The sequence below is a fragment of the Pseudoalteromonas sp. NZS11_1 genome (assembly GCF_015864275.1).
GTDB lineage: Bacteria > Pseudomonadota > Gammaproteobacteria > Enterobacterales > Alteromonadaceae > Pseudoalteromonas > Pseudoalteromonas arctica.
The window spans coordinates 179,331-201,698 of record NZ_JADYXK010000004.1 but is presented as its reverse complement, the minus strand read 5'-3'; the positions used below and the strand labels follow the sequence as shown (position 1 = coordinate 201,698).

General features: G+C 39.4%; 24 protein-coding genes. 16 read left to right on the top strand and 8 right to left on the bottom strand.

Going from position 1 to position 22,368, the window contains the following annotated elements:
* The first annotated feature begins 236 nt into the window (after positions 1–236).
* From I6F44_RS05750 to I6F44_RS05720, 7 genes are all read left to right on the top strand, one after another.
* Entirely contained in the window at positions 237–1,451 is a 1,215-nt protein-coding gene (locus I6F44_RS05750; RefSeq protein WP_121955576.1) for an acetate kinase, read from the top strand.
* A 1-nt stretch (position 1,452) separates the two neighbouring features.
* Positions 1,453–3,612: a phosphate acetyltransferase gene (pta, locus tag I6F44_RS05745; RefSeq protein WP_010554245.1), complete on the top strand. Its 2,160-nt coding sequence runs from the start codon at positions 1,453–1,455 to the stop codon at positions 3,610–3,612.
* A 226-nt stretch (positions 3,613–3,838) separates the two neighbouring features.
* A complete protein-coding gene (locus I6F44_RS05740; protein ID WP_024592533.1) occupies positions 3,839–4,225 on the top strand; it encodes an ACT domain-containing protein in 387 nt (128 codons plus the stop codon).
* Positions 4,226–4,228: 3 nt separating this feature from the next.
* A complete protein-coding gene (locus I6F44_RS05735; protein WP_197173400.1) occupies positions 4,229–4,726 on the top strand; it encodes a PTS glucose transporter subunit IIA in 498 nt (165 codons plus the stop codon).
* Between the two features lie 4 nt (positions 4,727–4,730).
* Complete coding sequence (locus I6F44_RS05730) at positions 4,731–5,075, top strand: ArsC family reductase (RefSeq protein ID WP_024592532.1); 345 nt, start codon at positions 4,731–4,733, stop codon at positions 5,073–5,075.
* Entirely contained in the window at positions 5,075–6,205 is a 1,131-nt protein-coding gene (dapE, locus tag I6F44_RS05725) for a succinyl-diaminopimelate desuccinylase (RefSeq protein ID WP_121955578.1), read from the top strand. The genes I6F44_RS05730 and dapE overlap by 1 nt, the downstream gene beginning before the upstream one ends.
* The gene (locus I6F44_RS05720) at positions 6,205–6,891 is read left to right on the top strand and encodes a M15 family metallopeptidase (RefSeq protein WP_197173399.1); all 687 of its coding nucleotides are present in this window, start codon (positions 6,205–6,207) and stop codon (positions 6,889–6,891) included. Before dapE ends, I6F44_RS05720 begins: the two co-directional genes overlap by 1 nt.
* 22 nt (positions 6,892–6,913) lie before the next feature.
* Here I6F44_RS05720 and I6F44_RS05715 read toward each other — a convergent pair whose 3' ends face one another.
* Positions 6,914–7,783, bottom strand: a complete 870-nt coding sequence (locus tag I6F44_RS05715; RefSeq protein ID WP_121955389.1) for a DMT family transporter — start codon at positions 7,781–7,783, stop codon at positions 6,914–6,916.
* A gap of 516 nt (positions 7,784–8,299) precedes the next feature.
* Here I6F44_RS05715 and I6F44_RS05710 point away from each other — a divergent pair.
* From I6F44_RS05710 to I6F44_RS05695, 4 genes are all read left to right on the top strand, one after another.
* Positions 8,300–9,664 carry a COG3014 family protein gene (locus tag I6F44_RS05710; protein WP_121955390.1) on the top strand — a complete coding sequence of 455 codons (1,365 nt, stop codon included), beginning with the start codon at positions 8,300–8,302 and terminating at the stop codon, positions 9,662–9,664.
* Positions 9,665–9,937: 273 nt separating this feature from the next.
* Positions 9,938–10,363 carry a YcfL family protein gene (locus tag I6F44_RS05705; protein WP_007582549.1) on the top strand — a complete coding sequence of 142 codons (426 nt, stop codon included), beginning with the start codon at positions 9,938–9,940 and terminating at the stop codon, positions 10,361–10,363.
* An 11-nt stretch (positions 10,364–10,374) separates the two neighbouring features.
* Positions 10,375–10,995, top strand: a complete 621-nt coding sequence (gene lpoB / locus I6F44_RS05700; protein WP_007375407.1) for a penicillin-binding protein activator LpoB — start codon at positions 10,375–10,377, stop codon at positions 10,993–10,995.
* Positions 10,996–11,172: 177 nt separating this feature from the next.
* On the top strand, positions 11,173–11,640 hold the full coding sequence (locus I6F44_RS05695; protein ID WP_121955391.1) for a glycine zipper 2TM domain-containing protein: 468 nt from the start codon (positions 11,173–11,175) through the stop codon (positions 11,638–11,640).
* Between the two features lie 73 nt (positions 11,641–11,713).
* On the opposite strand, the gene I6F44_RS05690 is transcribed toward I6F44_RS05695, so the two are convergent.
* Positions 11,714–12,931, bottom strand: coding sequence for a pyridoxal phosphate-dependent aminotransferase (locus tag I6F44_RS05690; protein ID WP_024608138.1), 1,218 nt, complete (start codon positions 12,929–12,931; stop codon positions 11,714–11,716).
* A gap of 105 nt (positions 12,932–13,036) precedes the next feature.
* Complete coding sequence (locus I6F44_RS05685) at positions 13,037–13,381, bottom strand: Hpt domain-containing protein (protein WP_007582543.1); 345 nt, start codon at positions 13,379–13,381, stop codon at positions 13,037–13,039.
* A gap of 137 nt (positions 13,382–13,518) precedes the next feature.
* Between I6F44_RS05685 and I6F44_RS05680 the strand changes: the two genes are divergently transcribed.
* Together I6F44_RS05680 and I6F44_RS05675 are read left to right on the top strand one after the other, a co-directional pair.
* The gene (locus tag I6F44_RS05680; protein WP_010554237.1) at positions 13,519–14,115 is read left to right on the top strand and encodes a tRNA-uridine aminocarboxypropyltransferase; all 597 of its coding nucleotides are present in this window, start codon (positions 13,519–13,521) and stop codon (positions 14,113–14,115) included.
* A gap of 24 nt (positions 14,116–14,139) precedes the next feature.
* The gene (locus tag I6F44_RS05675; protein ID WP_024608140.1) at positions 14,140–14,925 is read left to right on the top strand and encodes a CLCA_X family protein; all 786 of its coding nucleotides are present in this window, start codon (positions 14,140–14,142) and stop codon (positions 14,923–14,925) included.
* Positions 14,926–14,941: 16 nt separating this feature from the next.
* Here I6F44_RS05675 and dcd read toward each other — a convergent pair whose 3' ends face one another.
* Together dcd and apbC are read right to left on the bottom strand one after the other, a co-directional pair.
* Positions 14,942–15,526 carry a dCTP deaminase gene (dcd, locus tag I6F44_RS05670; protein WP_007582539.1) on the bottom strand — a complete coding sequence of 195 codons (585 nt, stop codon included), beginning with the start codon at positions 15,524–15,526 and terminating at the stop codon, positions 14,942–14,944.
* A 6-nt stretch (positions 15,527–15,532) separates the two neighbouring features.
* On the bottom strand, positions 15,533–16,609 hold the full coding sequence (apbC, locus tag I6F44_RS05665) for an iron-sulfur cluster carrier protein ApbC (RefSeq protein ID WP_121955559.1): 1,077 nt from the start codon (positions 16,607–16,609) through the stop codon (positions 15,533–15,535).
* A gap of 187 nt (positions 16,610–16,796) precedes the next feature.
* Between apbC and metG the strand changes: the two genes are divergently transcribed.
* Together metG and I6F44_RS05655 are read left to right on the top strand one after the other, a co-directional pair.
* Positions 16,797–18,818 (top strand): methionine--tRNA ligase, encoded by a 2,022-nt coding sequence (gene metG / locus I6F44_RS05660; protein WP_121955560.1) that lies wholly within the window; start codon positions 16,797–16,799, stop codon positions 18,816–18,818.
* Between the two features lie 116 nt (positions 18,819–18,934).
* Entirely contained in the window at positions 18,935–19,582 is a 648-nt protein-coding gene (locus tag I6F44_RS05655; RefSeq protein WP_024593389.1) for a bifunctional 4-hydroxy-2-oxoglutarate aldolase/2-dehydro-3-deoxy-phosphogluconate aldolase, read from the top strand.
* An 81-nt stretch (positions 19,583–19,663) separates the two neighbouring features.
* Here I6F44_RS05655 and lepB read toward each other — a convergent pair whose 3' ends face one another.
* The gene (gene lepB, locus I6F44_RS05650) at positions 19,664–20,314 is read right to left on the bottom strand and encodes a signal peptidase I (protein ID WP_007582535.1); all 651 of its coding nucleotides are present in this window, start codon (positions 20,312–20,314) and stop codon (positions 19,664–19,666) included.
* Positions 20,315–20,497: 183 nt separating this feature from the next.
* Between lepB and I6F44_RS05645 the strand changes: the two genes are divergently transcribed.
* On the top strand, positions 20,498–20,998 hold the full coding sequence (locus I6F44_RS05645) for a fasciclin domain-containing protein (protein WP_007582534.1): 501 nt from the start codon (positions 20,498–20,500) through the stop codon (positions 20,996–20,998).
* An 81-nt stretch (positions 20,999–21,079) separates the two neighbouring features.
* Here the strand turns inward: I6F44_RS05645 and I6F44_RS05640 are convergent, their stop codons facing one another.
* The gene (locus I6F44_RS05640) at positions 21,080–21,331 is read right to left on the bottom strand and encodes a DUF2999 family protein (RefSeq protein ID WP_007582532.1); all 252 of its coding nucleotides are present in this window, start codon (positions 21,329–21,331) and stop codon (positions 21,080–21,082) included.
* Positions 21,332–21,393: 62 nt separating this feature from the next.
* A complete protein-coding gene (locus tag I6F44_RS05635) occupies positions 21,394–22,356 on the bottom strand; it encodes a zinc-binding dehydrogenase (protein WP_010554229.1) in 963 nt (320 codons plus the stop codon).
* Positions 22,357–22,368: the final 12 nt, after the last annotated feature.

The following is a 22,368-nucleotide window of genomic DNA, read 5'->3' as shown; positions in this document are numbered from 1 at the left end:
ATACGCAAAGTGTAACACAAAATGAAAGAGTTACACTTTCTCAGTAAAACAGCTTAAATTTACCTTTTAATGGCGAACAATCCTAACTTAAATATCTTAATTAAGGTAAAGTAATTAACATTGCGTTAACCACTTTGCAATTGAACATTCAATTGTTTTAGCTTTATTTAATACCGTAAGTGTAACGATTACGTATTAACGTTTACTTACTAAATTTGTTTATGGAAATTGAATCTATGCCAACAACCCCTCCTGAATCACAACACGTTTTAGTTTTAAATTGTGGTAGCTCTAGCTTAAAGTTTGCCATTATTGATGCGAGCGATGGTCACGAAATCATTTCAGGCCTTGCTGAACGCTTAGGCGACAAAGCGCCCTCTATTAAATACAAATTTAATGGTGCTAAAACAGTTATCGACTTAGCGGCTAATCAAGCACATGCTGAGGCTATAAATACGCTTGTAAGCTTAATAAAAGATCACAACTTAGACGATCAACTTATCGCAGTGGGCCATCGTGTTGTACATGGCGGCGAGCACTTTACGCGATCGGTATTGATTGACGAAAAAGTAATTGCAGGCATTACACAGTCTGCAACGCTTGCGCCGCTTCATGGGCACGCTAATTTACTAGGTATATCGTCGGCGCAGGCATCGTTTGAAGGTTTGCCACAAGTCGCGGTGTTTGATACTGCATTTCACCAAACTATGAATGAAGTTGCCTTTCTTTACGCTCTTCCATATAAGTTGTACACCGAGTTTGGTGTTAGGCGTTATGGTTTTCACGGCACAAGTCATTTTTATATTGCAGGGCAAACAGCAAAGTTACTTGAGCAACCTATCGAGCAAAGCAATTTTATTAGTGCCCACTTAGGTAACGGTTGTTCTGTATGCGCTATTAAAAATGGTAAGAGTGTTGATACCAGCATGGGACTAACGCCTCTAGAGGGGCTGATAATGGGCACACGTAGCGGCGATATTGACCCTGGTTTATTTAACTTTTTAACCACTCAACTTGATTACACAGCCCAGCAAATTGATAACCTACTAAATCAAAAAAGTGGCTTGTTAGGTATTAGCGAGCTTTCTAACGATTGCCGTACCATTGAAGAAGCCGCTTTGGCCGGGAATAAAAAAGCGATACTCGCAATTGAAATGTTTTGCTACCGACTTTCAAAACAAATCGCGGCGTATATGGTGCCATTACAGCGCCTTGATGCTGTTATATTTACTGGTGGTATTGGTGAAAACTCAGATATTATTCGTGAAAAAGTAATTACACAACTTGCCTTTTTAGGCATTAATTGTAATCCGCAAGCCAACCTCAATGCGCGCTTTGGTCAAGAAGGCGTTATTAGCTGTAAAAATTCACACGTCAAAGCAGTAGTAATGCCAACTAATGAAGAATGGGTTATTGCCCTTGATGCTGCAAATATTGTAAAGGAGCTTTAATATGGCACGTCGTATTATGTTAATTCCTGTTTCTACCGGTGTGGGTTTAACGTCGGTATCAGTTGGTTTAGTGCGTGCACTTGAACAAAAAACAGTTAAAGTTAACTTTTTTAAACCAATAGCTCAGCCACGTTCAGGTGAAACAGGCCCTGAAAAATCAACGCAAATAGTCACTCAAGGCTCACCTATTAACCCACCAATGCCTTTTGCACTTGATTATGCTGAGCAAATGATTGGCGACGGTAAAGGTGATGACCTACTAGAGGAAATTGTTGAACGCTTTGAAAGTAAAATAAACGACGACGAAGTCGCTATTATTGAAGGTATGGTACCTACTCGTCGCCAACCTTATGCTGGGCGTGTAAACCGCGAAATTGCGCAAACACTCGGCGCCGAAATTGTATTTGTACTTACCCCAGGTAATTACACCATTACTCAAATAGAAGACCGCCTTGAAATTGCAGCAGGTAACTATGGTGGTATCGATCACCCTCGCGTACTGGGCTGTATTTTTAATAAAGTAAATGCGCCACTTGATGAAGAAGGTCGTGCACGCGCCGATTTAGTCGATGCCTATAAACCTGAAGAGCTTGAAAACGAGTTAAATCGTTTAGCATCCCTACCTATTTTTAAAAAAAATCCGTTTATGTTACTTGGTGCAATCCCGTGGGATTTTGACTTAGTAGCGCCGCGCGTAAAAGACTTAAGCGCATACTTAAAAGCCACGATTATTAACGAAGGCGATATGCTTCATCGTCGTCTGCGCCGTATTACTTTTTGTGCTCGTACGGTTTCAAATATTTTAAATTATTTTACGCCAGGCGCTTTATTAGTAACACCGGGCGATCGCTCTGACATACTTGTTGCTGCGTGCTTATCTGCTATGAACGGCACTAAACTTGGCGCTATATTACTCACCGGTGGTTTTGAGCCAGAGCCACGTATTATGGCCTTGTGTGAGCAAGCCATGCAAACCGGTTTGCCAATACTCGCAACCGATGCAGACACGTGGCGTACATCATTACTACTGCATAACTTTAATATGGAAGTACCAAATGATGATGACCAACGTATTGAAAAAGTAAAAGATCACAACGCAGAGCATATCAATTCAAGCTGGCTAGATACTCTAGCTAAAAGTGTAGGTAAAACTCGTAAGTTATCACCACCCGCATTTCGTTACTTACTTACCACTAAAGCGCGTAAAGCAGGTAAAACTGTGGTTCTACCAGAAGGTAATGAACCTCGTACAATTAAAGCGGCTGCTATTTGTGGTCAACGCGGAATTGCTAAAACTATATTACTAGGCGATCGCGAAGAAATAATGCGTATTGCACAGCAGCAAGGTATTGAGCTAAACGAACATGTAAGTATTATCGAGCCAAAAAGTATTATTAATGATTATATTGCGCCTATGGTCGAAATTCGTAAAAGCAAAGGCCTAACTGCCGTAGTAGCACAAGAGCAACTACAAGATAACGTCGTACTCGGTACAATGATGCTTGAGCAAGGTAAAGTAGACGGTTTAGTATCGGGCGCAGTAAACACTACGGCAAATACAATTCGCCCACCACTGCAATTGATTAAAACAGCACCAGGGTCATCACTAGTATCATCTGTATTTTTTATGCTACTGCCTGACCAAGTATTAGTTTACGGTGACTGTGCGATTAACCCAGACCCTAATGCTGAACAACTTGCAGACATAGCGATTCAATCTGCCGACTCTGCAGCTGCATTTGGCATAGAGCCGCGTGTTGCCATGATCAGCTACAGCACGGGCACTTCTGGTACAGGTGCCGATGTTGAAAAAGTACGTGAAGCCACAAAAATAGCAAAACAAAAACGTCCTGATCTAATTATCGACGGCCCACTACAATACGATGCCGCTATAATGGAAAACGTAGCACTTAAAAAAGCACCTAACAGCCCTGTAGCCGGTAAAGCGACTGTATTTATATTCCCAGATTTAAATACGGGTAATACCACGTATAAAGCAGTACAACGTAGTGCCGACTTGATAAGTATTGGCCCTATGCTGCAAGGTATGCGTAAACCTGTAAACGATTTAAGCCGTGGTGCATTAGTTGATGATATTGTGTATACAATCGCCTTAACTGCCATTCAGGCAGCTCAAACAGAAGCGCTAATTACTCATTAAACGTAACGTGTGCTTTTTATAGCCTAGCTATTATTTATTTAATAATTAACTAGTTAGGTTATTTATACCCTGCAACCCCCATACTTATCCACAGAAATTGTGGGTAAGTTTTTACTCCCTTCTTTTATCTACTTATTTACTGCTGAGTTAGTCGTTGTTACACCTTTAATTTAAAGCCAATAATCTATACTATAAAGCTATCAATATTGCTGTTCGCAGGCTTTTAATGTCAAAACAAACATTACAATTACACAGCACCATTTTATCTATACACAGTTTAGATGTAGATGCCGACATACCTGCGGCACTTTTAAAGCAATCTTTGTTTTTTATTTCTAAAACCCATGATGAACTTTCAATTGTATGCCCAAGCGATTTTGAAGTAAAAAGCCTGGATACCGAACCCGACTGGCAAGCTTTAGAGGTTGTAGGTCCACTTGGCTTTTCGTTAACCGGAATTATGGCTAATATTTCAGGGGTATTAGCGCGCGCTAAAATTTCTATCTTTTCAATTTCAACCTACGATACTGATTATATTCTCATAAAAAAACACACTGCAGAAAATGCTATTTCCGCTTTAAAAAAAGAGGGTTATAACGTGGTGGGAAACTAACTTATGAAAGCTCAAAAAATTGACTATTTAGCTCAAAATAAAACGCCTCTTAATGCAATAAATATAACCAGCCCATTTACAGGTAAAGTAATTGCACTGAAAGAGCATCCAGAACCTTTTTTTCGTTTTGGCACTCTGGGCCCAGGTATTATGGTGCAACTAACAAGTCATAAAATTTTAGCACCGTTTGATGGAACTTTATTACAAGTAAAAAATGCAGGTACTGAGTTTATTCTACAAGCTAACAATGGTTTAAAAACCTTGATTAACTTAACTATTTTTGATTCGCAATCAATTACGCATACCCATATTGCGCAACTCAATGGTAGCAAAATATGCAAAGGTCAACGCCTTGCTTATTTTGATTTACGAGAACTTGATACTCCAATGCTTGCTAGTTTAATTTTACTAAACGGCCATAACCTTGGCACATTTCATTACTCGCATTCGCATGTAAATGCGGGTGAAGACACACTATTAACTATTATTAAGAAGAACTAGATTTATGATCACTCTATACGGCATTAGCAACTGCGATACGATAAAAAAAGCTAAAAAACATTTAACTGATAACAACATCGAATTTACGTTTCATGACTACCGCAAAGATGGCGTAAATGAGCAAATGGTGAGTGAATTTGCAGACAAGCTCGATTGGGAACAACTCGTTAATAAACGTGGAACAACTTATCGCGCATTAACTGATGAGCAAAAACAAAGCCTAACTAAAGAAAGTGCTATCCCATTGTTGGTTGAACAACCTGCCATGATCAAACGTCCAGTACTGGTAAACAATGGCAGTTACCATTTAGGTTTTAAAGCAGCCCAATACGACGAGATTTTTAAATAATGACTAATGACGTAATTCAACTCGCCCAAGCGCTAATCCAACGTGAATCGGTAACGCCCGAAGATGCTGGCTGCCAACAAATGATGAACGATCGCCTTGCTGCGGTTGGTTTTAATATAGAATCATTATTTTTTACCGACACACTTAATACTTGGGCTCGAAAAGGCACACAATCGCCGCACTTTTGTTTTGCTGGTCACACCGACGTTGTACCAACAGGCCCTGAAAAAAATTGGCAACACCCGCCGTTTTCAGGATTAATAAAAGACGGCCTACTGCACGGGCGTGGTGCTGCCGATATGAAAGGCTCATTAGCCGCAATGCTTGTAGCAACCGAACGTTTTGTTACTAAACATCCAGATCATAAAGGCTCGATTTCTTTTTTAATCACCTCTGACGAAGAAGGACCTTTTGTAAACGGGACCACTCGCGTAATTGATACGCTAGAGGCACGTGGTGAAAAAATTGATATGTGCCTAGTAGGCGAACCCTCATCACGAGATGTATTAGGCGATGTTGTTAAAAATGGCCGAAGAGGCTCACTTACCGCTTACCTAACGGTTAAAGGCGTACAAGGTCATGTTGCCTACCCACATTTAGCACAAAACCCAATTCATCTAGCAACGCCTGCACTTACTGAGCTTAGCCAAACGGTGTGGGATAACGGAAACGAATACTTCCCTGCTACCAGCTTTCAAATTTCGAATATTAATGGCGGTACAGGTGCTGGTAACGTGATCCCGGGTGATCTAGAAGTACAGTTTAACTTTAGATTTAGCACGCAAGTAACACATGAGCAATTACAACAGCGTGTAAATGACATTCTACAAAAGCATAACTTAAATTATGAATTAAGTTGGATAGTAAATGGCTTACCTTTTATTACCGAGCACGGGCCGCTTGTTGATGCCACTGTTACAGCTATTAAATCAGTAACCGGTTTAACCACGAATCTAGAAACTACCGGCGGCACATCTGACGGTCGCTTTATTGCACAAACAGGCGCTAAAGTAATTGAACTTGGCCCACGTAACGCCACTATTCATAAAGTAGATGAATGCGTAAGTACCGATGATTTAATAGCCCTTACCGACATTTACGAGCAAATACTAGAGCAACTTTTAACATAATGGATGTAACTAAACCAACACCAATAATGTGTATCACAGGGCAAAGTGATACACATTTAACTGATATACAAAATCATCGCTTGCACAGCGCTATTATCAGCGACTTTTTAGCGCTGCAAAGTGCAGCACAAAAAGCAGGATTTGAGCTTACTATTGCCTCAAGTTTTCGCGACTTTAATCGTCAATCAATTATTTGGAATAATAAGTTTTTAGGTATTCGACCTGTTTTTAATAAACAACAAAAGGTTGTAGATTTAACTAAATTAAATGATGTAGATAAATGCATAGCAATAATGCTCTTCTCTGCACTACCTGGGGCAAGCAGGCACCATTTAGGCACCGATTTAGACGTGTTTGATAAAGCTGCAGTAAGTGATGATTATAAACTACAGCTAACACCTGATGAATACCTGCAAGGTGGGCCGTTTGCGCCTTTAAGTAATTGGCTTGATACTCACTTGGTTAAATTTGGTTTTTATCGCCCTTACCAACATGATTTAGGCGGCGTCGCACCTGAGCTTTGGCATATAAGCCATATCAAGCAATCACAATTGTTAGTGAATACGTTTAGCGAGCAAGTACTTTTTGAATGCATAAAAAATAGTGAACTACAGGGTAAGCAGGCAATACTTGATAACTTACCTGCTATTTATAAACGCTTTGTAACAAACGTGAGTCCACCATAAAAGAAGGTTAACTTAAATAATATTAAGCCTTCTTTTTATTTAAAATAAATACCAGCACAGCGCCTAATATTAAGGAGCTTGCAACTATAAACTCCATTGTTACCTGCTCTGATAAAAACAAGACCCCGGCAATGGCTGCAAGTACCGGCACACAAAGCTGCACAACAGCCGCCTGGGTGCTTTTAAGCAGCGGCATTGCCACATACCAAACACTGTAACCAATTCCAGACGCTATCGCACCCGAGGCACATGCAAGCAAAACCCCTTCAATACTCATATTTTTTAAATAACTCATACCAACAAGTAATAAAATAGGGATAGCCACTAAGCTTCTTATAAAGTTAAACCCCGTAGTACGCAGTGGCGATACGCACACTTTACCGCGAATACTGTAAATACCCCATGCCACACCACTGAGTGCCATAAGTGATGCACCTAATAATGAAGGTACAGCAGCAGATGGCAGCATTAAATATACAAACCCACCTAGCGCCACTATAAACGCGCACCACTGAAGCACACTCAACTGCTCTTTTTGATATATACCCCAGCCAATCATAGTGAGTTGCACGGCTGAAAACAAAATCAGTGCACCGGTGCCTGTATCTAGCTCTACGTATGCAATCGAAAAACAAAGTGCATAAACTAATAGGCTTATACTGCTTCGCCAGCTTCCTTTATCGCTTAAAATAGCGGGGTTAAAAGTGCCTTTTCGTTTTAAATTATGAGTATAAATAGCCATTATAATGCCCAAACACGCAGCACCACTGAGTAAGCGAATAACTGTAAAGTTCCAAGCATCTATATAGCCTTCGGCTAAAGCCATTCTGCAAAAAAGAGAGTTTGCAGCAAACGCAATTAAAGCAATGATTGTGTACAACGTAGCTTTCAAAAAAAATTCCTTAGCAATAAAAACGAATTACAGCGTTATTTCAATTAATCAACTAATTAACCTACTAAGCTCAAAATATTGTCATAAGCGCCTATAAAACCGCTTACTGAGCAGCACATTTAAACAGGATTGGTATAACTGTGCAAAGAGAGTATTTAGTTTTAATAAATTAGATCATTTATACTCAAATCTTAGCCGCATTTGCAAAATACGGTGTCTACAACACAAGATATCCTTTTAGTATTTTTCGTATACGACTTAGTGAATAGCAATTACTTCATTTAAAAAATTCATTTATCGTTACGCTTTAGAGATCATTGTATTCAATAAGACCAATAAAGTACCTTAAGCATTTCAATATTGTTACCCAACAAGAAAATTCACACTTTGTTCACCAATGTCATTTTATATTTCTTTATTAGCAGGCAGTTTTATTCTACGATTTTTTACAATATTTCACACATTTAGCTAAAAATAATATGTTAATGTATACAGGTGAATTGAGAGGAGTGCACAGTGCGCCTAAGTATAATTTTAAGCTTTTGTTGTATTTTAAGTGGGTGTAGCACAATGGGCTTTAATGACCTATTTAATGACTATGCCACGCAAATGACACCAATAAGAAATGCGATCGAGAAAAACAATATCGAAGAAGCGCAATCCCTTATTGCCAATAATAGCACCATGCACAGCAGCTACTTACTCAACCAACTTGAGCAAGCTCGCTTAAACGACTTTGCCAATAAGCCACAAGAGGCACAAAGTAAATTTGAGAACGTGTATACGCAAATGCAAAAAAAACGTGAAGCCGCCAAAATACAAGTAAGTGCGGGGCTTGAGCAAAGCAATGCGTTATTTACTAACGACTCAGCCATAACTTATGTGCCACCGGCTTACGAAATGAGTATGCTTCATAGTTATAAAGCACTTAACTACGTGTATAAAAATGATGTAGAAGGCGCTTTGGTCGAAATTCGCCGCGCTAATAAAGTACAAGTTGATGCACTAAGCGAAAATAAAACAGATGGCGACTCAACAGTTAAGGAAGCGCAGCAGCACTACCCTAGCATGGGCAATGTGACCAGAGACGTGAAAAATGGCTTTCAAAATGCCTACACATTTTATTTATCTGCTTTGCTTTACCAAAGTGCTAAACAGTATGACGATGCTTATATTGATTATAAAAAAGCACTGGCTATACAACCTAACAATATTTATTTACAGCAGGACGTAATGCGCCTTGCTAAAAAACAAGGGTTTGACCAAGACCTAAGCGAATTTAAAAAACGTTTTAGTGATGCACCCACTATTTCTGCAACACAAGGCGAAGTAATTGTTTTATTTGAACAAGGCTTAGTACCAAAACAAGATGAATTTAAACTGCGCTTACCAATTTATTCATCACGCGGCGATGCACGCTTTTACAGCCTTGCAATGCCAGTATATAAAGATAATGCCTATGTGCGCCGCCTTAATAATATAAACTTAGATGCACAAAGCTTAGAGCTGAGCCCATTAGTACACATTGAAGCACTTGCAGCAAAAACATTAGAAGATCAAATACCTGCAAAAGTAGCTCGTCAAGTGCTTAGGTTAGTAGCTAAAGAAAAAGTCCGTGCAGAGCTTGCACGCAGTGCTGGTGACGTAGGTAATATACTTGCCAATATTTATAATTTGGCTTCTGAGCAAGCTGATACACGCAGTTGGCTTACACTTCCAAATCAAATAAGTGTTGCAAGGCAAAGCCTAAACGCAGGTGAGCATTCTCTGCATATAGGCACACAAACACCTATAAATTTTACCATTAGTAAGCAAGGGTTAACGTTAATTTACTTAACCTCTATTAATAACTACTTTAATTATCACGTAGTTCAACTTTAGGGCCTATTGACCTTTCGAGGTTGAATTTACAGAAGTATGTTTGGTTTTTAGGCAAGGCAGAGCCTATGTAATGTGGTTGTTCCCCATAAATAGGCGATAACGCAGCATAAATGCCAAACATGCGCTGCCCGTTGGGTTCGTCCTAGGGGCGATTGACTCTTTGTTGCTCGGTTTTTACTTAGCCCACTAGGTTACAAACCTCGCGCCTCGATTAAATCGCCCTTAGATAAAATAAATTTTAATCCATAAAGGTCAATAGGCCTAGGAGCCATCATGAAATACATAGCGCCATTATTAGCAGTCTTAATGCTCAGTGCATGTTCCAGCAAACCGGTTACATCGGGTATTTCTGTTGAACAAAATAAAAACCAGTTTAATGAGCAATTACGTGTAGATAACCCAGAGCTTGGTAAAAAGCTGGCAATTACTGATGTAAAAACACGTCAAACCAACCAGTTAACCGATGTAGTAGTGACACTCTCGAGCCAGTATAAAAAATCACAGTATTTGCAGTATCAATTTAATTGGTTTGATAAAGACGGCTTTGTTATTAAAGGCAATCATTCACCTTGGCAAGCTCTCACCTTATTTGGTTTTGCAAAAACACAATTACCGGGCTTAGCACCTAGCTCTGATGCGGTTACCTTTTCTTTAGCAGTAAGAGAAGTGTCTACCGAATCACAAGAATTTAAAGATTAAAGGAAACAACCATGATCATCAGTAACAAATTTAAAACAGCATCAACTTACGCTTTAGTTGGCTTGAGCGCTTTAGTGTTAAGTGGCTGTGCTAATAAAGCCGTAGTAAGTTATGGCGATGCACAAGCAGTAGAAACGACAGATATTAATTTTGGTTCTACCGACTTACAAAAAGTAGCGAGCCAAATGACCGACTCATTACTCAGCTCACCTGTTGTTGGCACAATGACCGCTAATAAACGCCCTGTAGTATTTGTTGAGCGTATTAAAAATAAAACCAGCGAGCACATTGATACAGAATCAATCACCGATTCAATCTCAACACAAATGCTACGCAGCGGTAAGTTCCGTTTTGTAGATATGACCCGTGTTGAGTCAGTACGTGAGCAATTAACGTTTCAAAATGAAGATGCTCTTGTTAACCCTGCAACAGCCGTTGCATTTGGTAAACAAATTGGTGCGCAATATATGTTATATGGAAACTTATCAAGTATTGTTAAATCAAATGCCGATAAATCAGACGTATACTACAAATTTACAATGCGTTTAATGGATATGGAAAGCGGCCTAGTTGAGTGGGCAGACGAAACTGAAATTCGTAAAACTAAAGAAAAATCAACCTTTGGCTGGTAGCTAATACTAATCTGCTTATATATGGGGTCTATTTAACAATAAGAAAATTACGCTAGAGCTAGGCAAAAATTTTTGTATCTAGTTGTTCTAAATAAAAATTTTTAACGACGTTATAGCGCAATTTAATTCGTTAAATTGATCAAAGATTTATGCCGGTTGGTATAAAAGGAGCTAGTTATGAAAGCAATTACTCTAATTATGTGCGCTTTACTTACAATAAGCGCGCCTACGTTTGCTAAATACGAGCGCAATAAAGCAGTCCCTGTGCAGCAAGTTTTATTTGGTGACGTAAAATCGGTACGCAATATTACCGAACAAGAAATCATTCAAGATAAAAACAACGGCTGGAAAACCTTCGGCGGTGCATTACTCGGTGGCGTAGTAGGCAACCAGTTTGGTGGTGGTAGCGGCCGTACAGTAGCAACAATATTAGGTTCGGTAATTGGCGGCAGTGTTGCACATAATAGGCAGCAGCAAAGTCATTATCAGCAAAATCACTTTGTAGAGTTATTAATACAAGTTGAAAATGGCGACCAGTTTATGGTTGTTCAAGATCAGGACCAATCAATGCGTTTTAGCAAAGGCGATAACGTAAGATTAGTGTACTTGAACGACAACACAGTGCGTGTAGATAAAGCGTATTAAATAGTTATGTCTATTGACGTTTAAAACAAAGACGAGCCAAATTTGGCTCGTTTTTTTATTATTTTTTTAATAACTATACTTGGCGATAGTCTTTAAAAAAGCGCTTCATTTTTAACATCGCATCGGATAAATCATCTTTGCTTGGTAAAAATACCAACCTAAAATGATCCGGCTCGGGCCAATTAAACGCCCTGCCATGTACAAGTAATATTTTTTCGGCTTTTAGCAAATCGTACATCATCTTTTCATCATCTTTAACGTTAAAAAGTGCTGTATCAACTTTAGCAAACGCATAGAGCGCGCCTTTAGGTTTTTTACAACTAATGCCTTCAATAGCATTTAATCCACGCCATGCAATATCACGCTGCTCATATAAGCGCCCACCCGGGTTTATTAGACTATCAATTGATTGCACGCCACCCAACGCCTGTTGAATTGCATATTGTGCAGGTACATTTGCGCACAAACGCATAGATGAAAGTATTTCTAGGCCTTTGCGTAAATCATCCATTACCGAGGTACGACCGCTCAAAACCATCCACCCCATTCTCAGCCCCGCTGCACGGTATGTTTTTGCTAAACCATTAAAAGTAATAATAGGCACATCGTCGCAAAGTGAGCCGATTGAAGTATGCGTTATACCATCGTATAAAATCTTCTCGTAAATTTCATCGCTCAATAACAGTAATTTGTGTTCGCGTGCGATATCGATTAATTGCATTAACAAGTCGTCGCTATAAACCGCACCGGTTGGATTATTAGGGTTAATTAATACCAATGCTTTTGTTTTTGAAGTGATTTTACTTTTTATATCTGCAATGTCCGGAAACCAATCTTGCTCTTCATCACATAAATAATGTACCGGATTACCACCCGATAACGTGACCGAAGCAGTCCAAAGTGGATAATCTGGAGCAGGAATAAGCACTTCGTCACCATTATTTAATAGCGCTTGAGTGATCATTTGAATGAGTTCGCTTACGCCATTACCAATATAAATGTTATCTACATCTAAATTATGTAATCCACGTTGTTGGTAATGCTGATAAATAGCCACGCGGGCTGAATAGAGGCCTTTAGAGTCACAGTAGCCTTGGGCTGAATATAAGTTGCGGATAATATCGCGGTGCATGTCCTCTGGCATATCAAAACCAAAAGCAGCCGGATTACCTATATTCAATTTTAATACTTTTTGACCTTCGTCTTCCATTTTTTTAGCTTGTGCTAAAACCGGCCCACGAATGTCATAACATACACCTTCTAATTTGTGACTCTTTTTAATATCAGACATTTTTACCTCGACTAGTGAGTCTTTAGACTAACCTAGTAAAGGCGCAAAATGCCAGTGTATTTGATTACTTAGTACTGAAATAAATTCACGTTTCAGTTTCAATAATTAACGAGATGCTAACCATTCATTTAGCTTAGCTTGAGAGCCAGTTACTTGAGCCATTAAGCTATTAGATGCGTCGATGGCTTCAGCTAAGTTATCTAGGTTTAAATTTTGTTCAATAACGCGAGATACTTCAGCAAGGCTTGAAGCACCAAACTGCGCAGCGTTAGATTTTAAGCTATGAGAATGACGAATAGCCGCTTCTCTGTCTTTTCCAATGGTTGCTAAAACTTCAGAGCCTAAACGCTCAAACTCCGAGCAGCAAAAATCAAGTGTATCAGCAAACTGCTCACCCAATAACGATTCCATACTCTCTAATGCTGATGTATCAATATTTATTTCTGTCATATTTTAAGCCCTTAAAACAATCCATGTAAATTACAGTTTAATAGTACTACTTTATATTGATGCGTAAAAAAAACCAACTTAATTACCTTATAAATGTATAATTGTGAGGATCATACTGGCAACAAAAAGTTTATTAAATGGCACGCACACTTTGTAATCATTGTAACTTTGCACTTAACACCTGTATTTGCAGCGCAATTACAAATATAAACAACAAAGTTAAGGTTATTATTCTACAGCACCCAAGCGAAGAAAAAATAGCAAAAAATACCGCTAAACTACTCAATTTATGCCTAACTGATTGCCAAATAGTCAAAGGCGAAAATAATGACGACTTTTCTATTCTTAAATCACTGCCAGTAAGCTCAACTGTTTTGCTCTACCCTAACGAACATGCTGTAAATTTAGACGATAGCGCTGAGCAATCTAATATAAAAAACATCACCCATTTAATCGTGGTTGATGGTACATGGAAAAAAGCCTACAAAATTTTGCAGCTCACCACATTGCTAAATCAATTCAAAACGGTCAGTTTTAAACAGTTACCTAAAAATCGTTATGCTATTCGTAAAGCCCCTAGGGCCGACAGCCTATCCACACTTGAAGCCGTAGCGCATAGTTTGTTTTTAATAGAGCAGTTAAATCCTGCACCACTTTATAATGTGCTTGATGAATTAATACAAAAACAAACCCAACACATGCCCGAGCACGTAAAAGCACGTTACTTAGATTAAATTCGTTACTATATGAAACTTGCAATGCGTAACTACCCTAACAGGCTAAAACGTGGCTTTACTCGCCAAGGCCCCGACTATCGCTTTGACGACCAAGTCGACTTTAGCGATATAAGAGATACCTTTGGCTTTAGGTCAATGGTCGTCGGTAAATGGGTAACTAAAGAAGAGCGCTACATTAGCGCTAATTTAATTTACGATGCACTGGCCGACCTTGCACAAATACTGCATTTACCGCCCAAAGCTATTGGTCTTCGTGGCAAACTTAATTTTGCATTTGGTCATGGCGGTCAAAAAGGTGTACAAGCACATTATAATGCAGCCTCTCAAACGCTTGCCCTTGCAAAAAATGCAGGCGGTGGTGCACTTGCTCACGAATGGTTTCATGCGTTTGATCATCATATAAGCGAGCATTTATTTGCAGCAAAACCACGATTTGGTTTTGCCTCCAAATTATGGCTTTCAAACACGCCTAATTTATCGCACCCACTTAATAATGCTTTGAACAGTTTTTATAAAAATGTATTTTTAGATGAGCACGGCGTTGATGCAAATAGCTTTGTACAAACATGCATAGAACACGATAAGGCTCACAATATGAATTATATGAGTATGCCAGAGGAGCTTGCCGCACGTTGTTTTGAAGCCTGTATTGAGCAGCATTCAAATATAAAAAATAGCTTTTTAGTGGGGGGCTTACAAAGTAGTAATTTAATATACCCAAATATTGGGCATATTAATAAAGCAAATGAAGCGCTTAACCAGTACTTTGAACTACTGGGTTATGCGCTTCATAAAATAGACGAGTAATGTCTATATTTGGTGATTACTTATCGTCACTAATACGACTTGCTACTGCACTGTTTTGATCTTTATATTTTGCATCTTTACGGATGTTGTATGGGTTTTCACACGGTCCCGATAGCATTTCAAAGCTCATAGCACCAATTTTCATCAGTGGGCGTAGTGCCAGTGGTAATTTACCTGAGTTGTAAAACTCTAAAACAATATTACCGCTCCAGCCTGGGTCTATTCGGTGCGCGGTTACATGCACCATTAAACCCAAACGCGCAAGCGATGAGCGTCCATCTAACCAACCTACTATATCTGCTGGCAAAGTTACTTTTTCATGGGTAATAGCTAGTGCGAGTTCACCTGGGTGTAAAAAGAATGCTTCACCTTCATCAAGCACTATTTCTTCACTCATGATTGATTCCATGGCTTTATTTAGCTGATCTTTTGGACCACTTAAATCGACGTATGCCGCGTTGTGTGCATTAAAAGTTCTAAATTTATTACCTAATCGCAAATCGGCAGTTACGCCTGAAATCATGTCACTTGTTGGCGCAGGCTCAATAACAATGCGACCATCGCTTAGGTATTCATTAATATGTGTGTCTGAAAGTCTCATTATTTATTAATCTTCTGTAATCACAATTTCAATTGCATTGTGATGCTGTTGATAATAGAGCGTGCTGGCTATAAGCCTCGCTGCTGCGCTGTATGTTTTGCTTATCGCCGCGTCGTTATCGTTGGCAATAAGTTTTCCTTGCTCAGAATACTCGCGTATATCTATTGCAAGAGGAATATGGCTAAGTACGGGTACGCCGTGCTTGTGCGCAAGTTTTTGTGCGCCGTCTTTACCAAATACGTGGTTAGCTTCACCGCAGTGGCTGCAAATGTAATAACTCATGTTTTCAATTAAGCCCAGCACTGGCACGTTTACTTTATTAAACATAGCAATGCCTTTTTGCGCATCGGCAAGGGCTAAGTCTTGCGGCGTAGTGACAATAACAGTACCGCTCGCTGGTACTTTTTGGCTCATTGTTAGTTGAATATCACCGGTGCCCGGTGGCATATCCACAATTAAGTAATCAAGCTCACCCCAATCAGTCTCGTTAAGCAATTGGCTAAGTGCGCCTGACGCCATTGGTCCGCGCCATACAGTGGCGTCATCGCTTGGGACTAAAAAGCCAATTGACTGCGCTTTAATGCCGTTTGCATCAAAAGGCTGTAGCTGTTTGTTATCTTTAGTGACGGGCTCTGCGCCCACCAAGCCTAAAAGCATTGGAATAGATGGGCCATAAATATCAGCATCTAAAATACCCACCTTTGCGCCTTCGTTTTTAAGGGCGCCCGCCAAGTTAACAGCAGTAGTCGACTTACCTACTCCGCCTTTGCCTGAGGCAATAAGCACAATATGTTTAATCGCCTTAAACTTAGCTGCCTCTTTAATGATAACCTTGGCGCTAATTGTTACAGGCACATTTAAGCATTCACTTACGTGTTGCTCAACTAAAGGCATTTCTGATTGCCCAGCAAATGGTAGGGTTAATTTAATGTGTAGTGATTTATCGTCATTTTGAGTAATAGTATCAATGAAGCTTTCGTCAATACCGACGGCAAAAGCCGCACTACGATATGCCGCTAAGGCAGTAATAATCGGTTGTTTTTGCACCGATTTAGAAGAGAATAGTTTCGACAGTCCAAACATAGCAATTAAATAGCGTTTCTTTGATGAAAAGTGCCACGGAATTATGTAACATTCAGGGCATTAACACCAGTCAATTAATAAAAATCCATAAGCTGTGCACACTCTAAGCAGATAGCTTGTAGATAAATTAATGATAATTGCCGTTTGTATAATAAAAACGGCGTTTTATCCTCAATTCGGAATGATTATGACGCAGCGAAAGATCCTGATTACCAGCGCATTACCTTATGCAAATGGCCCTACTCACTTAGGTCATTTATTGGAATATATTCAAACTGATATTTGGTCACGTTTTCAAAAACTACAGGGCCATGAAGCTTATTATGTTTGCGCAGACGATGCCCACGGCACGCCAATTATGCTTAATGCGCAAAAGCAAGGGATCACGCCTGAAGAAATGGTAAAACAAGTGAGCATAGAGCGCCAACGCGACTTTGCTGACTTTAATATCAAATTTGATAACTACCACAGCACGCACAGCCAAGAAAACAAAGAATTTAGCGAGCTTATTTATAACCGCCTAAACGATGCCGGCCATATTAAAAAGCACACTATTTCGCAATTATTCGATCCAGAAAAAGGTATTTTCTTACCCGATCGCTTTGTAACAGGTACTTGTCCAACGTGTAAGTCTGAAAACCAAAACGGCGACAGCTGTGATTCATGTGGTGCTACATACAGCCCAACAGAACTCATTAATCCGCGCTCTGTAATGTCAGGTGCTGAGCCTGTACTTAAAGATTCTGAACATTACTTTTTTGACCTGCCAGCATTTGAAGGCATGCTAAAAGAGTGGTTACACTCGGGCACTATTCAACAAGAAATGGCTAACAAGCTAGACGAATGGTTTACCGATGGCCTGCAGCAGTGGGATATTAGCCGTGATGCGCCTTACTTTGGTTTTGAAATTCCAAATGCACCGGGCAAATATTTTTACGTTTGGTTAGATGCACCTATTGGTTACATGGCGAGCTTTAAAAACCTATGTGATAAAAAAGGCATCAACTTTGATGAGTTTTGGGCTGAAGGTTCAGACGCTGAGCTTTATCACTTTATTGGTAAAGACATCATTTATTTCCACAGCTTATTTTGGCCAGCAATGTTAGAAGGCGCTAATTTTAGAAAGCCAACTAACGTATTCGCTCATGGTTTTGTTACTGTAAATGGCGAAAAAATGTCTAAATCAAAGGGTACGTTTATTAAAGCGCGTACTTATTTAGATAACTTAAACCCAGAGTACTTACGTTACTACTACGCAGCAAAATTAAGCAGCGGTATTGTTGATCTTGATTTAAACCTAGAAGACTTTGCACAACGCGTAAATTCAGACCTAGTAGGTAAAGTAGTAAACATAGCGAGCCGTTGTGCTGGCTTTATTACTAAAAAGTTTGATGGCAAGCTAAGCAGCACTATTATGCAACCAGAGCTGTTAGCAGAGTTTCAAGCGGCTGCACCTAGCATTACAACACACTACGAAAACCGCGATTACAGCCGCGCAATTCGCGAAATAATGGCGCTTGCCGACAAAGCAAACCAATTTATTGATGGCGCAGCACCTTGGGTATTAATTAAAGACGACACTAAGCAACAAGAAGCACACGAAGTGTGTTCTCTTGGTCTTAACTTATTCCGCGTTTTAATTACTTACTTAAAACCAGTGCTACCAGAAATGGCCGACAACGTACAAGCATTTTTAAATGACGACCTTGCATGGGACGGCGTTCAAAATGCACTCGTAAGCCACCCTATCAATAAATTTAAACCGTTAATGCAACGTGTTGAAATGGATAAAGTAAATAAAATGGTTGAAGAATCTAAAGAAAGCTTAGCGCCAAAAGTAACTATTGACCCTAACAGCCCACTTGCAAAAGAGCCGATTAGCGACGAGATAGAATTTGATGACTTTGCAAAAGTAGACTTACGCGTAGCTAAAATTGCTAAAGCAGAGCACGTAGAAGGCGCTGATAAACTACTTAAGCTAACACTTGATTTAGGCGGAGAAACTCGCCAAGTGTTTGCAGGTATTAAATCAGCTTACGCACCAGAGGATCTTGAAGGTAAGTTAACCGTTATGGTCGCTAACCTTAAGCCTCGTAAAATGCGCTTTGGTATGTCAGAGGGCATGGTATTAGCTGCAGGTCCTGGCGGAAAAGAAATTTATATTCTTAACCCAGATGACGGCTCAGAGCCTGGTATGCGCGTAATGTAATATTACTCATACAATAAAAACCGCTGATACATCAGCGGTTTTTTTATGGGCAAAAACAATGTTTAGTCGTATATTCAATACGAATGCCTCTGTATTAAATAAAGTGAATTGTAATTATGACCCAAATTTTAGATGCCAACAGAATAAAAGTAAGTAGCCAAATAAAACAACACAAATTAGTCGCCATACTGCGCTTAAAGCAACAAGGTGATGTAGCACCATTAATTGATTGTTTAGTTAATGCGGGCATAAACGCACTCGAGATCACCTCAAATACACCGGGCTTTGAGCAAGAAATAGCAAAAGCTCGTGCAGCTCATAAAAACGCACTTATTGGTGCAGGCACAATAATTAACACCACCCTTGCTCAGCAAGCAATTGATGCAGGCGCGCAGTTTATCGTAACGCCAAATACCAACAAATCGGTTGTCGAACTTGCCCACCAGCACGGGTTACCAGTATTAATGGGCGCGCTAACACCTACCGATGTAGCAAATGCAATTGAATATAAGGCAGATATTATTAAGGTATTTCCTGCGGGCAGTATGGGCGTTGGTTACTTTAAAGCATTAACAGGTCCATTTTCAGAAGCACAATTAATACCTGTTGGTGGTGTGAATTTAGATAATTTATCACAATGGTTTGAAGCAGGTGCTTGTGGCGCGGCAGTAAGTGGCGATTTTTGTAAGGTATTAAATACCGAACAAGAGCGTAGCCACCTTACCAAGCTTGTAAAAAACTATATAAGTAAACTGCCTAAATAGGCAGTTTATTTTATTTATAAAATAGCCAAATGTGCGCTCATAAAATTTGATTGGGCGCTATACAAAATTAATTACTACTAATTAATTCAGCTTTTTCAATACGCGATCTTTTCTTGGTAAGTAATAATTATCGTAATCAAGTGACACTATAACGCGCTCTGCTTTTCCTAATAACTCGTTACGCGGAATTAAACCTATTACACGCGAGTCAGCGCTATTGTCGCGGTTATCGCCCATTGCTAAGTAATAATCATCAGGAATTGTAATTGCATCAAACCCCGATAAACGTGAAGGAATATTTGCCACTCTTATCGAATGCTCTAATCCGTTTAAATCTTCAATTTTATCAAGTGAGTCTATGTTGCTGCGCTGATCTGCATAATTAAGTTTTTTACCATTAATAATGAGCTCATTATTTTCAAGCGCAACGGTGTCTCCTGGCACACCAATTACACGCTTAATTAAACGGTTATCGGCAGCTTGTGAGTCAAAAACAATAATATCACCAGCTTGTGGATCCGCTAATTTAAGTAATTTTATGTGCGTAAATGGGACGCGAATATCGTAGGCCATTTTATCGGTAAGTATTCTGTCACCTTCTTGAATGGTCGGTTTCATTGAGCCTGTTGGTACTTCGTACCAATCGGCAACAGCGCTTCTAAATACGCTCATCAGTGCAATAAATACGATAAGAGAGCGGTTATTTTTCCAAAACTTATAAACTAATTTCATGCCTATTCCCTTCAATTGAACAAGTCTTTAATTAAGTAACTGTTTATATGACTTTGTTAATTAGCTGCAGTTCAATCAATGATGTAACAAAACATGTTGACTACTAATTTTAATTGATCGATTAAATTTAGAGCGTCGTAACATTTAACGAAACCAACGGGTATTAACTTAAAGGAAAATAAAATGTTTAAGAAAATTACTACTGCATTATTGTTTACAACTGCAAGCCTTGGATTTACTACAATGGCTTATGCTGATCATCATGGTATGAAAAAAGACGTTGTTGAAGTAGCCGTTGAAAATGGTTCGTTCACTACTCTTGTTGCTGCTGTTAAAGCCGCAGGTTTAGTTGAAACACTGCAAGGTAAAGGACCGTTTACTATTTTTGCACCAACAGATGCTGCATTTTCTAAATTACCTGAAGGCACTGTTGAAATGCTACTCAAGCCTGAAAACAAAGACAAGCTAACGGCGGTATTAACTTATCACGTAGTGTCTGGAAAAGTGATGGCAGCCGACGTAATGAAGGTAGATAGTGCGAAAACACTACAAGGCCAATCAGTTATGGTTAAAGCCGACAGCATGGGCGTAATGATAAATGACGCTAAAGTTGTAAAAGCTGATGTAAAAGCAAGCAACGGCGTAATTCATGTTATCGACACCGTACTACTTCCAAAAGAGTAGTCATAAAAGAATAAGCCAAATAAAAAAGCATAAGTAAATACTTATGCTCTTTTATTTATTTTTGTTTCATCACATAAAAAATTATTGATTTAGTTTTTCTTTCGCTTCTTTTACTTTTTCAAAATCTAAACCAAGTTCATCAGTCGCTTCTTTAATAAGGTGCGGTTGAGTCATTACGACTGCCATTAGTTGCTGTAGTTTTTCTGGCGGAATACCAAGCTCTTGAACAAGCGCCATTGCCATCATTGGGTTTTGAGTAAACGCTTCAAACAATGCTTTTACTTTTTCGTCGCTTACATTGTGCTCTTTAAGTATTGCTAGTATTGGATTCATTATTAAACCTTAAGTGTTTTTTATAGGGCTTAGTATATGGGCTAAACCCTAAAATTAAAGAGTTACTCTACAAGTAAAACAACTTTACCAGCATTTTCATTACGCTCTAAAATAGCATGAGCTTCGTTTGCGTCGCTCCAAGGCAATGTTTTATACAGGTTAAAGTCGTACTTTTTAGTGGCAATATCATTGTAAAAACGCGCTACAAAGTCGTCGCGCACCTGGCGTTTAAACTCAATACTACGATTTCTAAGCGTTGAGGCATGAAACGAAATACGTTTGCGTAAAAGCGCGGCAAAATCAACTTCTGCAAAGCGTCCATCTAAAAATGCAAGCATCACAATTTGGCAATCCATCGCTGCAATAGCGGCATTTTTATTTAAGTAACTCCCCGAAACAGGATCTACAATTGCATTTGCTGTTAACTCATTTGCTTTCATATATTCTACAAAGTCGGTGGTTTTGTAGTTAATTGCATGATCGGCACCGAGTTCTTTTGCGTGTCGGCATTTGTCATCCGTACCTGCGGTAATAACCACGGTAGCACCTGCGCTTTTAGCCATTTGAATTGCTGCACCGCCCACACCACTAGCACCTGCATGAATAAGCGCTGTTTGCCCTTTTTGCAATTTACCAAGCTCAAATAACGCGCCAAATGCTGTTAGGTACACTTCGCTTATTGCTGCGCCTTCAGCCATTGTTACATCATCGGGTAATTCCATAAGCTGCTTTGCATCAACGGCTACATATTCACTGTAAGCGCCACCAGAACACAAAGCAAAAACACGTTTATTAAGCCAAACTCTATCAACTTTACCACCAATATCGCTAACAACACCGGCACATTCTAAACCTAAAATAGGACTATCTCCCGCAGGGGCCGGGTATTTACCTTGGCGCTGCATACTGTCTGCACGGTTTACACCTATTGCTGCAACTTTAACAAGTACTTCATGGCTCTTTAAAACCGGTTTTTCGGTTTCACTAAATGCAAGATTACCATCTTCATGAGAAATATATTTCATTGTTGCTCCAAG